Consider the following 13,424-nt stretch of genomic DNA (forward strand, 5'->3'; position numbering starts at 1 on the left):
AATGAAACAGTTTATAGCTTTTGTCAGAAAAGAGTTTTTCCATATTTTTCGTGACCGGCGGACGATGTTGATCCTTTTGGGAATGCCTGTCGTTCAGATCATTCTCTTTGGTTTCGCCATATCTACCGAAGTGAAAAATGTGCGTGTAGCCGTACTCGATCCTAACAATGACGTAATGACGCGTCACATCGTCGACCGGATCAATGCCAGTGAATATTTTATGGTGACCCGGTTGCTTCATTCTCCACAGGAAGTGGAAAAGGCCTTTAGGGAGGGGGATACCGATCTTGCTATTGTATTCGGTACACAGTTTGCCGACAGGCTTTATGCCGGTGATGCCGAGATACAGCTTATTACCGATGCCACCGACCCTAATATGGCAACAACACAGGTAAATTATGCTACGGGTATTATCGCTTCCGTGCAACAGGAAATGATGCCTGCCGGCGTTTCTGTTCCTACGATCGTGCCGGATGTCAAGTTGCTCTATAATCCGCAGATGAAGAGTACTTATAACTTTGTTCCCGGTGTCATGGGGCTTATCCTGATGCTGATTTGTGCAATGATGACCTCTATATCCATTGTTCGTGAGAAGGAGACCGGAACAATGGAGATCTTGTTGGTTTCACCTGTCCGTCCGTTGTTTGTGATATTATCCAAAGCAGTACCTTATTTTGTATTGTCATTCATTAATCTGATCACGATCCTGTTGTTGTCGGTTTATGTGTTGCATGTGCCTGTGGCAGGTAGTCTGTTCTGGTTGATTGTCGTATCGCTGTTGTTTATATTCGTATCATTGGCATTGGGCTTGCTTATCTCTTCGGTAACACGGACACAGGTAGCTGCCATGTTGGCTTCGGGATTGATTTTGATGATGCCTACCATGATACTTTCCGGTATGATTTTCCCCATAGAAAGCATGCCGCTCGTATTGCAGGTGATATCCGATGTACTGCCTGCCCGTTGGTACATTCAGGCTGTGCGTAAGTTGATGATCGAGGGAGTGGATGTCGCATTTGTAGTGAAAGAGATTATTATTCTGGCATTTATGGCGATAGTACTGATTACGATTAGTTTCAAGAAGTTTAAAAACAGATTGGAATGATGGAATAATGTGCCAATTGGGCAATATGCCAATGTGCCAATTAGAGAAAATGAACATAATTAACCCATTAAAAGCGCCAGCCAATTGGCACATTGTCCCATTGGCATATTGGCACATTATTTACTATGATCAAGTTTCTTATTGAAAAAGAATTTAAGCAATTGATGCGTAATTCGTTTCTTCCGCGTCTTATCTTGCTCTTTCCTTGCATGATCATGATTTTTATGCCTTGGGCAATGAATCTTGAAGTGCGGAATATTTCTCTGAATATCGTAGATAATGATCATTCGGTGATTTCGCGCCGATTGGTTGATAAGATTGCCGCTTCCACTTACTTTCGCCTTACGGCTCTTCCGGATTCTTATGACGCGGCATTGAGAAATGTGGAGTCGGGTGATGCTGATGTTATCCTTGAAATTCCACATCATTTTGAAAGGAATTGTACCAGTGGAAACACTGCTCACGTATTGATTGCAGTGAATGCGGTTAACGGTACGAAAGGCGGATTGGGCAGTGCTTATCTCTCCAACATCATTCGTGATTATGCTTCCGAAGTAGTCTCTTCGTCTGCATTCTCTCCTGTAACGCTTTCTGTGCAAGCTGATGTATTGGGGGATGATACTGTCGTAGGGGGTATTCCGGCATCTTTTACTGCCGATTGCCGGTTATCTACTCTTAACTTGTATAATCCGAATCTGAACTATAAGCTTTTTATGGTACCGGCACTTATGGTAATGTTGCTTACTCTGATCTGTGGCTTTTTACCGGCCCTTAATATTGTAGGAGAGAAAGAAGCAGGAACTATTGAGCAGATAAATGTCACTCCGGTTGGTAAATTTACTTTTATTCTGGCAAAGCTGCTTCCATATTGGCTGATTGGTTTTGTTGTTCTTACTATTTGCTTTATTCTGGCATGGGTACTTTACGGCATTACTCCGGTAGGTCATTTTCTGATAATCTACTTTTTTGCGGTTTTGTTTGTATTGTCTATGTCCGGTTTGGGATTGGTTATTTCTAACCATTCTGCCACTATGCAGCAGTCCATGTTCGTTATGTGGTTTTGCATGTTAGTCCTTATTTTAATGAGTGGTTTGTTTACTCCCATCAGTAGTATGCCCGAGTGGGCACAAGTGATTACCGTATTCAATCCGTTGAAATACCTGATGCAGGTGATGCGTATGGTTTATTTGAAGGGTAGTGGCATGGCCGATTTGTTGCCGCAGTTGGGAGCCTTGCTTGCTTTTGCATTGGTGCTGAATATTTGGGCCGTAAAGAGTTTTAAGAAAGTCGAGGGATAGAGGTACGTTTTTTCGCTTTTTATAAAAAATCACCCGCGTCACAAATTATCTGAACTAACATTCCCAAAACGTTGTGTTCAACTTTGGGGGTACAGTTGGTCTGTGACGCGGGTGGATCTTATGAAAAAAGGGGAGTTTTATTATCCCCTTTTTACTGTTTATTCTATCGGTAAGATGATTCTTGTCCTTAGAACTTTTTATTTAATTTCAATCGTTCTCTCCGGTTTTTTTATCTCCTCTTCGCTAAGTTTGGGAAGATCAATAGTCAAAACACCGTTTTCAACCTGAGCAGCGATTTTTTCCTTGTCTACATTGTCCGGCAAGATCATGGTTTGTTGGAACTTGGAGTATGAGAACTCACGGCGCAGATAGCGACCGTCTTTTTTCTCTTCCTTGTTTTCAACTTTTTTCTCCATAGAAATCACGAGATTGTTATCTTCATCGATACGGATGTTGAAATCTTCCTTTGTCATACCCGGAGCAGCTACTTCCACTTTATATTCTTTTTCCGATTCAATTACATTGATGGCAGGTGCTGTGGCGTTTGCTTTTGCCATCCATTCGTTATCAAAGAAATCATTAAAGATACTTGGTAACCAGTTTTGAGTTCTTCTAACAGGCATCATAATTTTAGTCTCCTATCTTTAAGTTAAACATTCAATTCGTTTATAACTTCCGTTCCGTTTCCGGAACCGTCGTTCACTATCGATAGGGCAAAACATATGCCAAGCCATTTTTATTCCTATATTTGACTATTTGTCATAAAATAGATGCCAAATTTTCATTATTCATGCCAATTTGTTATCTCATTTTGTTTATTTTATAAAAAATAGATGGAATTTTGATGTTTTGATATTATTTTATCAACTTAAAGCGCATTCGCAATACTTTCCGCTCTTCGTTATAATCATAACTGATAATTTTGAAAGTACCTATTTCGGACGTGTTTTCTACATGTAGTCCGATACATGCACAGACATCATAGCCTCCGATGCGGACGATCCGTAATGTTTCACTTGCGTCTTCCGGCAGTTTGCTGAGGTCGACAATATCTTTGGCTTCCTGTTGTGACATAAATTCAATGCTTACAGGCAGATGTAAACGGATAACCTCATTCACCTTCTCCTCGATGGCCTGTATCTGTTCTTTGTTCGGACAGCTTGCTAATTCATAATCACATTTACTTTTCTTTTTTTCGATGTGGGCATTGCGTGAACGCGGGCAACCGAAGGTTTTCACCATAGTAGCATTCAGAATATGTTCTACTGTATGCATGGGCGCGATTGACACATCCTGAAACTTGGGGGCTGCTTGATTTATTTCCATAATAGATAAGTTTTTATTTTTAAATATAAGGACAAAAGTACATATTTGATTTCATTTTTCTGTTAAACTCACTTGTATACATCATAAGAGGGCATTTCTGTTTGTTATGCTTGTCGGGTTTAACTGACTCTTCCATATTATTTTAGTTTTTTGTAGAAATACGAAATAAGTTTTTCCAGCATATTCTTCTTGGATGGATTTGAAATAGGCATATTTTCATTAAGATCATGGCTTTTGCCTGTTTCGTGTTCTTGAATAGGAGTATTAATCCATTGTTTAAGGTAATTTAGTGTGTATTTATACCAATCTTCTTTTGTTAAAGCTACATCATTCCAATACCATTGGGTACCGTAGCTTTTTAGTTCTCCTATGGCATTTGATAACAGATAAAAGTCGCATAAGATACTATTGTATTCAGTGTCTATGTATAGTTGTTCCAACTTGAACAATACTTCCGAGATCTTTTCTTTATTTGGTGATTGAACAGCCTGTTTTATAAGGTAGGTGCTATATATTATGAAAACCCGGTCAGTGATATTAATCTTGTTTAGGTGTAGCTCTTCAAATATTTTATTTGTTAGGGCAGTGAATTCAAATGGATTACAATGAATATCTTCTCCTGCCAATATAATTAGGTTTTCGGTTTCGTATCCTGCCTGAAGCATTTCGATTGCCCAGTTTATCCATTGAATGTTTATGTTGGAATTTTGCTGTTTATAGAACAGAATTTCAGCAGTCATAGGGACTTTTTGTAGTAAGTCGTTTAGGGTTGCTTCGGTCTCACTTGTATACATAGGCGGATGCTTTTGCTTATTGGGGTCGTTGTGTTCCGGTTGTCGTTCGGTAATCATGATTTGTTGTTCTTTACTTTATTTCTAACTTTTATTATTTCAAATATAGCATTTATTACTAAAACACAGGTGAAAGATGCTACGATGAGAATGGATATAATGCTATTCGAGAAAAGTTTATATATCATCCAGTAAAAGCCGATAAAGAAAACAATGATAAAAATGAAATAGACAATAGAAGCATATTTGTTACGACATATTTGTTCCAGCCTTTTTCGAAATGAAGATTTTTGTTCCCATTTATTGTAGATTTTGCTATCCGGCTTTTTAAGCCATTCATCAAAATATGCTCTTACATACTCTTCCTTATTTTTTAGATCCATGCCTTTCCACAGAGATTGTTCTCCTTCTTCTCTCAGCTCTGTGTAGGCCACATAGAATACATGGAAATCATATAATAAATAATAATAAGTATTCAGAAACAGCTGATTGAGTTGAGATAATATTTCATATACCTCTTTATTGAGTGTCAATCCCTGCTTTAAGATATAGATGCCATAGTATTTATAGATTGTGAAAGTATCATCCAAGTCGATATTTAGTTCATCAAAGATGACATTGATAAGTCCAATTGATTTTATTTGATCATCTGTCTTTTTATGACTCAAAGCAATGATGTGTGCGTTAATATAGCCTGCTTTCAAAAGCTCGGATGCCCATTCGAACCATTCGGTAGTAATTTCCAGATCCGCATATTCGGTTGATACCATATAGTATGCGATAGCGGCTGTTGATGGTACTTTCTCGAAAATTTGATTAGAGGGTATGTTATCCTCTGTTGTATCTATATTACGCATTGCTTAATTGCTCTGTTATTAAATATGGAATATGACTCTATTCAAATATATCAAGGTTCGTGACATTCTTGAATATGAATTTAAGGTGCTTATCCACTTCTCATTGTCGCTGTTTGTCTTTTTAGAAATGATTGCAGTTTTCTGCTTTGCTTTAAACATTGATTTTCATGTTATAAGCATATTCTTCAGCACTGTTTTTGGCTTTTTGGCGATTGGTTTTGCTACATATGATATATATATTGGCACAACGGCCTATTTCATACATCAGCAATCGTTCCAAATAATACTTTCTTGCACTTTCCTTTGTAAATTCGAAGAACCAATCTTCGTGTTCCTTTTGAGGAGTTGATGCATAGCCTAGCCTTTATACCATGTTAATTGTCGATTTGTTGGTTTCTTTTTACCTATCATCAACTTGTTGTTTTTAGAGAAGGGGTACAATATAATAACATAGACTCCGCTGCCAACTATAAACTCTCTTTGGTCATGATTATTATATGGATTTTTTTTTCTTAGCCATATATGTGTCAAAGGAGCGACGTCTTCGGTGGGTAGCTGTTCTAGCACGCTTTTTATATCGTCTACCGTTATTGGGAAATAAAAATCTTTGGATGGATTTTCTTGCATGTAAATAGGACATTCGTCCAATGGGGAGGGGCACTGTAATGAATGTAACTTTCTCAAAATATTGTCTTTCAGTTTTACCCGCATCCGTCCTCCTTTGAGGTCACCGAAGGTTCGGCTTTTTTCCATGCGGTTTGCTTTTTACTTTGGAGGTGTCTCATGGTATTGCATTTTTAGAAAGAATATGTGTATGACAAATATAGGATCATTCTATGAAGAAAGCAAACGAATGTGAGAAAAGTTAAGATTGCAAAGCTGGCTTTTGAAGATGATAGTGGTGAATAGGTATTTTGAAGCAGCGTAAAAATATGTCCCGGAACTCTTTGATTTTTTTGTGGAGGAAGTAAACGTCTGAAAATAAAAAAAGGAGCAACGCCTTGCTCCAACCTTTGTTAACCTTAAATCTAATACTATGAAAAACACAGTGCAAAGATACGGCCTTTGGGGATATCTGCAAATTTTTCGACTTTAAAACTATGTTTTATAACATTGATTAAGATTTGTATTTCTGAAATTAAGTTCTATTGAGAAAATTATCCCCATTTTTCCTTCATCAGATCTTCTAACTTCAGCAATTCGTCGCGATATTGTGCCGCTTCGATGAACTCCAGTTTCTTAGCAGCTTCTTGCATAAGTTTTCGTGTGCGTTCAATACTTTTTTGCATTTGCGCTTTTGTCATGTATTGAACAACAGGGTCAGCTGCTATATTTGGACTTAATGGCTCTACATAGGCACGTTGTTCTTTTAGCATGGTTTCTGTCTCAGTATTGTTTCCACCGAATACGGAAAGATTACGGGCCTTCTTTATCTGCTGTGGAGTGATACCGTGTGCTTCATTGTAAGCTAATTGTTTTTCGCGTCTGCGATTGGTTTCATTAATGGTAAGCTGCATGCTTTCCGTTATTTTGTCGGCATACATGATGACTTTTCCATTTACATTTCGGGCAGCACGCCCGGCGGTTTGTGTCAATGAACGGTGCGAGCGGAGGAACCCCTCTTTGTCCGCATCGAGAATGGCAACAAGTGATACTTCGGGAAGATCTAACCCTTCACGCAACAGATTTACGCCGATAAGCACATCATATATTCCTTGACGTAGATCATCCATGATTTTTACCCGTTCAAGCGTATCGACGTCGCTATGGATATAGTTACAGCGCACATTGTTGTTTAGCAGGTATTCCGTCAGTTCTTCTGCCATCCGTTTGGTCAGAGTAGTGACAAGCGTGCGCTCTTCTTTTTCAATGCGTATCTGAATTTCTTCCATCAGATCATCGATTTGGTTAAGACTTGGACGTACCTCGATAATCGGATCGAGCAGACCGGTAGGACGTATCACTTGTTCTACAATGATGCCTTCTGAATGGATAAGCTCGTAATCGGCAGGAGTGGCACTTACGTATATTACTTGCTTGGCCATCTCTTCAAATTCTTCGAATTTTAACGGACGGTTATCCATCGCTGCGGGTAGACGGAAACCGTATTCTACCAAGTTTATTTTTCGTGCACGGTCGCCTCCATACATGGCACGTATTTGTGGAACACTCACATGGCTTTCGTCTATTACGATAAGAAAGTCATCGGGGAAGAAATCCAACAGGCAATAGGGACGTGTGCCAGCGGCGCGCCCATCGAAATAACGAGAATAATTTTCGATGCCGGAACAGTGTCCCAATTCACGGATCATTTCCATATCGTAGGTCACACGCTCATATAGTCGTTTGGCTTCGTATTCTTTTCCGATGGATTCAAAATAGGCGACCTGCTTGGTGAGATCCTCTTCTATTTCGTGAATAGCCCGTAAGGTTGCTTCTTTGGTGGTCATAAAAAGGTTGGCGGGGTATATTTTGTATGCCTCGAAAGGAGCGGTAGTAACACCGGTAATCGGGTCCACTTCTTCTATTCCGTCAATTTCATCTCCCCAAAAAGTAACCCGTAGGATGTTATCGGAATAGGCCAGATAGATATCCACCGTATCTCCTTTGACACGGAAATTACCTCGGTTTAAATCCAGGTCGTTACGTACATATAGGCTGTCGACGAGACGGCGCAGAAAGACGTTGCGATCCATCATACGCCCGCGCTCTATTTCTATTACGTTATTATAGAAATCCGAAGGGTTCCCCATACCATAGATACAAGAGACGGATGAAACCACTACCACATCTTTTCGTCCCGAAAGTAGAGAAGAAGTGGCGGCAAGGCGCAGTTTGTCTATTTCATCATTGATGGCAAGATCTTTTTCGATATACGTATCGGAACTGGGAAGATAGGCTTCCGGTTGGTAATAGTCATAATAAGATACGTAGTATTCAACGGCATTGTTTGGGAAAAATCCTTTGAACTCACTGTATAGTTGGGCTGCCAATGTCTTATTATGGCTCAATATCAGTGTGGGTTTATTGATATTGGCTATGACATTGGCAATCGTAAAAGTCTTTCCGGAGCCTGTAACTCCCAGCAGAGTTTGGCCCGGTAGTCCTTGTTTCACCCCTTCGGTGAGCTGTGCAATGGCTTCAGGTTGATCGCCTGTAGGTTTATAAGCGGATGTTAATTCAAAATTCATGTTCTGTTTTAAAAAGGAAGGCAATATTCGGGAAAATAGTTGAGATAAACAAGTCTTTTTTTCAAATAAATCCTTTACTTTGCAACAGTTTATTATAAAAAACAGAATAATACAAATAGAAATACAGCGAAAAACATGATTTGGAATGAAAGTATCGAATGCATGGACCGGGAGAGCCTTCGCAAGATTCAAAGTATACGGCTCAGGAAAATAGTAGAGCACGTTTATCACAACACACCTTTTTACCGGAAGAAAATGCAGGAGTTAGGCATTACTCCTGACGATATCAATAGTATTGACGATATAGGAAAACTGCCTTTTACTACAAAGTATGATTTACGGGATAATTATCCATTTGGACTTTGTGCCGTGCCGATGAGTCAGATTGTACGTATTCACGCCTCTTCGGGAACTACCGGAAAACCGACGGTGGTGGGGTATACTCGTAAAGATTTGTCTACGTGGTCGGAATGTTTGTCGCGTGCTTTTACAGCTTATGGAGCGGATAGTTCGGATATTTTTCAAATATCTTATGGTTACGGACTCTTTACCGGTGGGCTTGGTGCTCATGCGGGGGCTGAAAATATTGGGGCGTCCGTCATTCCTATGTCAAGCGGAAATACGGAAAAACAAATAACGTTGATGCATGATTTCGGTTCGACTATGCTGTGTTGCACTCCATCTTATGCGCTTTATCTGGCTGATGCTATTAAAGATTCCGGTTTACCTCGTGAAGAGTTTAAATTGAAAGCCGGTGCTTTTGGAGCCGAACCTTGGACGGAGAATATGCGTCGTGAAATAGAGGAGAAGTTGGGCATTAAAGCTTATGATATATACGGGTTGAGTGAAATAGCCGGTCCGGGTGTCGGATATGAGTGTGAATGCCAGCATGGTACACATTTGAACGAGGATCATTATTTCCCTGAAATCATCGATCCTCATACGCTGCAACCCGTTAAACCCGGACAGACAGGAGAGCTTGTCTTTACACATCTTACGAAAGAAGGAATGCCTTTATTGCGCTATCGTACTAAAGATCTTACTGCTTTACATTATGATACATGTTCTTGTGGACGAACGCTGGTGCGTATGGATCGTATTTTAGGACGTAGTGATGATATGCTGATTATTCGTGGCGTAAATGTATTCCCCACTCAGATTGAGTCCGTCATTCTTGAAATGCCGGAATTCGAGCCGCATTATCTGTTAACTATTGATCGTCAGAACAATACTGATACGATGGAGCTGAAAGTGGAAGTGCGTGAAGATTGTTATTCGGATGAGATTAACAAGATGCTCGCATTAAAGAAGAAGTTGACTTCTCGTTTACAAAGTGTGTTAGGGTTAGGTGTGAATGTAAAGCTGGTTGAACCACGTAGTATTGAACGCAGTGTGGGAAAAGCAAAGAGAGTAATTGATAACAGAAAACTTTAATTTGATTACAGATGTGTGAGTTGCAAACGATCAAATGTGTTTATTTTGCATGATTGGCAACTTTGTTATTTGTAAATCGTAACTTCAAATATTATGGTAGCAAAACAACTTTCTATCTTTTTGGAAAATAAGTCCGGCCGTTTGACGGAAGTGACTGAGGTACTGGCGAAAGAGAATATTAATCTTTCTGCTCTATGTATTGCCGAAAATGCTGATTTTGGTATTTTGCGTGGTATTGTGTCCGATCCCGATAGAGCTTATAAGGCTTTGAAAGAAAATCATTTTGCAGTTAATGTGACAGATGTAGTAGGGATTAGTTGCCCGAATGTGGCCGGGGCATTGGCTAAGGTGCTGAGATATCTGTCTGATGAAGAGGTATTTATTGAATATATGTATTCGTTTGCCAACAATCAAACAGCTAATGTTGTGATCCGTCCCAACGATATGGAAAACTGTATCCGTGTATTGACGGAGAAAAAGGTAGATTTATTGGCAGCGAGCGATTTGTATAAGCTGTGATTTTAATAGATGAATAGATGAGTAGTAAGTAGTCAAGTAGTTAAGTAGTAAGTAGCTGATAGTTCTTGTTGGATAATTGTGGAGTGGAAATTTAGTTTTGTAGTTATTGATAGGGGAATTGGACTATCATAACTCATAAGGAGTCTAATCATTTGCTATTGACTAACTTACTGCTACTTGACTACTTACTACTAACCTACTTATCTGCTTACCACCTCCCAACTCCTATTTTATATTAAAAAACATTGATTAATTGGTTAATTCGGTACGATTCTGTAACTTTGCGCATTATTTGAAATAGAATGAAGAAAAATATCGTTATAACTCTGCTTGTAGCTGCTACGCTTTCCTCGTGTGGAGAGTATAATAAATTGCTGAAAAGTACTGATTACGAATACAAGTATGAGGCAGCTAAAAACTACTTTGCCAAAGGGCAGTATGGGCGTTCGGCTACATTGTTGAACGAGTTGATTACCATTCTGAAAGGTACGGATAAAGCGGAGGAATCCCTTTACATGTTGGGTATGAGTTATTATAATCAAAAAGACTACTCTACCGCAGCCCAGACGTTTATAACTTATACAAATACTTATCCGCGTGGTACATTTGCCGAATTGGCCAGTTATCATGCCGGTAAAGCTTTATTTTTAGATACGCCGGAAGCACGGTTGGATCAGTCGGGTACTTATACGGCTATTCAGCAATTACAGACATTCCTTGAATATTATCCGGCAAGTTCTAAAAAGCAGGAAGCACAAGACATGGTTTTTGCTCTTCAGGATAAACTTGTGTTGAAAGAGTTTATGTCAGCTAAGTTATACTATAATTTGGGTAATTATATGGGGAATAATTATGAGTCGTGTGTAATCACTGCTCAGAATGCACTGAAAGATTATCCTTATACTGACTATCGCGAAGATCTTTCCATTCTTATTCTTCGGGCTAAATACGAAATGGCGGTTAATAGTATAGAAGAAAAAAAGATAGACCGTTACCGTGAAACGATTGATGAATACTATGCTTTTAAGAATGAGTTTCCGGAAAGTAAATATTTGAGAGAAGCTGAGAAGATATTTAATGCATCAACCAAAGTAATAAAAGATTAAATTATAAATAGATTTATGGATTACAAAAAAACGAATGCTCCGTCTAATACTGTAACGCGTGACATGATGGAACTGTGCGCAGATACAGGTAATGTTTATGAGACTGTGGCTATCATTGGTAAGCGTGCCAATCAGATTAGTGTGGAAATCAAAAATGACCTTTCTAAGAAGTTGGCAGAGTTTGCTTCTTATAATGATAATTTGGAAGAGGTTTTTGAAAACCGGGAGCAGATTGAGATTTCCCGTTATTATGAGAAATTGCCGAAACCGACATTGATTGCTACTCAAGAGTATATCGAAGGTAAAATTTATTATAGAAATCCGGCTAAAGAGAAAGAAAAATTGCAGTAAAGGAAAACTGTAAATAAGGAATAGATAAGAATAAAATAGTCAGGTAGTAAGTAGGAATTATATTCTTATTATTACTTGGCTATTTTTTTAGTCACTAATTTTTTATTGACTATCGACCGTCTGACTACTAACTTCTAATTACTAAAATAATTATGATTCAACGAATTCAGAGTGTTTATTTACTGCTTGTTACCGGTTTGTTGATAGCAAGTATGTGTTTGCCTGTGGGCTCTATAATCGACTTTAACGGAGCAGCGAATGTGTTTAAACCGTTAGGACTTATGATAGGTGAGACGTTTCAGTCTACATGGGGACTTTTTGGGATATTGATGTTGGCTGCTATTATTGCATTTGCCACTATTTTCTTGTTTAAGAATCGTATTTTGCAGATTCGTATGGTTATATTCAATAGTCTTTTACTGGTAGGATATTATCTGGCTTTTTTAGCTTTCTACTTTGTGCTTCGTAGTGACGATACATCTTTTCAGTTCCATTGGGCATTGTGCTTTCCATTGATAGCTATTATACTGAATTATCTTGCTATGCGTGCAATTGGCCGTGATGAGGCTATGATACATGCGGCTGACAGATTACGGTAAAATAAACGGTAAGTTACGTGTATTTATAGTTTTTTAGTTTTGTTTGAAAATACAGAAAGTCCGCCATATCTCTTAGAGATAACAGCGGACTTTCTGTATTATATATAAATTCTTTTGGACTTCTTCTTTGTGTCAGCTATTTGGTTATATCAAACAAATAGGTAAGTTTTATCGATATAGTGTTATGGGCAGCGCGGGAAAAATCATCTTTCTTTCTGGTCTTATAAAAATCGGCTAACCCGAAATAGTATCTGCCTTCTAACAGGAAATTGCCGGCTCTTTTGGTTCTGATCTCGAGTCCGCCACCACCTGCAATTCCATAGTCGAATTTATTTTCTATCTTTTTTCCGTATTCTGGTCTTATGGCTATTTGCTCAGCAGTCCAGCCGTCTGCTTTTTCCGATTCGTTGATTAGGAAAGCTACCTGTGGCCCCAAATTGATAAAAAACTGTACGCCCCTGTCTTTGCCAAAAGCCAAATGAGCAAGAAATGGAATTTCTAAATATGTCATCTCCCGGCTATAACTACGGCTTAAATCTTTTTGTCCGTCAGCTGTTTCAAATAGGGCTTCCCAACCACGCTGTGATATGTTTAATTCAACTTGCACACCACAGATCATTGCAAAATATTTTTCGGAAATATAACGTCCTGTCAGACCGGCTGTGATGCCCATAGGCATGTTTTGTTTGATCTTTGGTTCGAAAGTCACTTTATTGAGGTTAACGCCACCGTTGACGCCAATAGAGAAATTATGTCGCAATTCGCCTATTTGTGCCATTGACGGAAGGGCAATGCCTGACAATAATAATATGATAACTGCTATTATTGATTTTTTTTTATTAATCAT

14 protein-coding genes are annotated in these 13,424 nt (G+C 38.9%); 7 read left to right on the top strand and 7 right to left on the bottom strand.

Features of this window, described 5'->3' with window-relative positions; all coding sequences use genetic code 11:
• Window position 1: 1 nt before the first annotated feature.
• Both HMPREF1532_RS15030 and HMPREF1532_RS15035 read left to right on the top strand, forming a co-directional pair.
• On the top strand, window positions 2–1,105 hold the full coding sequence (locus HMPREF1532_RS15030) for an ABC transporter permease (RefSeq protein WP_005931268.1): 1,104 nt from the start codon (window positions 2–4) through the stop codon (window positions 1,103–1,105).
• 125 nt (window positions 1,106–1,230) lie between these two features.
• Complete coding sequence (locus HMPREF1532_RS15035) at window positions 1,231–2,403, top strand: ABC transporter permease (RefSeq protein ID WP_025819190.1); 1,173 nt, start codon at window positions 1,231–1,233, stop codon at window positions 2,401–2,403.
• A 197-nt stretch (window positions 2,404–2,600) separates the two neighbouring features.
• Here the strand turns inward: HMPREF1532_RS15035 and HMPREF1532_RS15040 are convergent, their stop codons facing one another.
• From HMPREF1532_RS15040 to uvrB, 6 genes are all read right to left on the bottom strand, one after another.
• Window positions 2,601–3,029: an Hsp20/alpha crystallin family protein gene (locus HMPREF1532_RS15040; protein WP_025819189.1), complete on the bottom strand. Its 429-nt coding sequence runs from the start codon at window positions 3,027–3,029 to the stop codon at window positions 2,601–2,603.
• 229 nt (window positions 3,030–3,258) lie between these two features.
• Window positions 3,259–3,729: an alanyl-tRNA editing protein gene (locus tag HMPREF1532_RS15045; RefSeq protein ID WP_005931277.1), complete on the bottom strand. Its 471-nt coding sequence runs from the start codon at window positions 3,727–3,729 to the stop codon at window positions 3,259–3,261.
• A 137-nt stretch (window positions 3,730–3,866) separates the two neighbouring features.
• A complete protein-coding gene (locus HMPREF1532_RS15050) occupies window positions 3,867–4,580 on the bottom strand; it encodes a hypothetical protein (RefSeq protein ID WP_005931283.1) in 714 nt (237 codons plus the stop codon).
• Entirely contained in the window at window positions 4,577–5,377 is an 801-nt protein-coding gene (locus tag HMPREF1532_RS15055) for a hypothetical protein (RefSeq protein ID WP_005931286.1), read from the bottom strand. The genes HMPREF1532_RS15050 and HMPREF1532_RS15055 overlap by 4 nt, the downstream gene beginning before the upstream one ends.
• Before the next feature lie 357 nt (window positions 5,378–5,734).
• Entirely contained in the window at window positions 5,735–6,130 is a 396-nt protein-coding gene (locus HMPREF1532_RS21000; protein ID WP_005931291.1) for a hypothetical protein, read from the bottom strand.
• A 404-nt stretch (window positions 6,131–6,534) separates the two neighbouring features.
• Window positions 6,535–8,568 (bottom strand): excinuclease ABC subunit UvrB, encoded by a 2,034-nt coding sequence (uvrB, locus tag HMPREF1532_RS15065; RefSeq protein ID WP_005931294.1) that lies wholly within the window; start codon window positions 8,566–8,568, stop codon window positions 6,535–6,537.
• A gap of 135 nt (window positions 8,569–8,703) precedes the next feature.
• Between uvrB and HMPREF1532_RS15070 the strand changes: the two genes are divergently transcribed.
• From HMPREF1532_RS15070 to HMPREF1532_RS15090, 5 genes are all read left to right on the top strand, one after another.
• On the top strand, window positions 8,704–10,002 hold the full coding sequence (locus HMPREF1532_RS15070) for a phenylacetate--CoA ligase family protein (RefSeq protein WP_005931297.1): 1,299 nt from the start codon (window positions 8,704–8,706) through the stop codon (window positions 10,000–10,002).
• Between the two features lie 93 nt (window positions 10,003–10,095).
• Window positions 10,096–10,521, top strand: a complete 426-nt coding sequence (locus HMPREF1532_RS15075) for a hypothetical protein (protein WP_005931299.1) — start codon at window positions 10,096–10,098, stop codon at window positions 10,519–10,521.
• Between the two features lie 302 nt (window positions 10,522–10,823).
• Window positions 10,824–11,627 carry an outer membrane protein assembly factor BamD gene (locus HMPREF1532_RS15080; protein WP_005931301.1) on the top strand — a complete coding sequence of 268 codons (804 nt, stop codon included), beginning with the start codon at window positions 10,824–10,826 and terminating at the stop codon, window positions 11,625–11,627.
• Window positions 11,628–11,642: 15 nt separating this feature from the next.
• A complete protein-coding gene (locus HMPREF1532_RS15085; protein ID WP_005931304.1) occupies window positions 11,643–11,978 on the top strand; it encodes a DNA-directed RNA polymerase subunit omega in 336 nt (111 codons plus the stop codon).
• A 152-nt stretch (window positions 11,979–12,130) separates the two neighbouring features.
• Window positions 12,131–12,577, top strand: a complete 447-nt coding sequence (locus HMPREF1532_RS15090; protein WP_005931306.1) for a DUF4293 domain-containing protein — start codon at window positions 12,131–12,133, stop codon at window positions 12,575–12,577.
• Between the two features lie 136 nt (window positions 12,578–12,713).
• On the opposite strand, the gene HMPREF1532_RS15095 is transcribed toward HMPREF1532_RS15090, so the two are convergent.
• Window positions 12,714–13,424, bottom strand: a complete 711-nt coding sequence (locus tag HMPREF1532_RS15095; protein WP_005931308.1) for a porin family protein — start codon at window positions 13,422–13,424, stop codon at window positions 12,714–12,716.

The organism is Bacteroides salyersiae WAL 10018 = DSM 18765 = JCM 12988 (assembly GCF_000381365.1).
In the GTDB taxonomy this organism is placed as follows: domain Bacteria; phylum Bacteroidota; class Bacteroidia; order Bacteroidales; family Bacteroidaceae; genus Bacteroides; species Bacteroides salyersiae.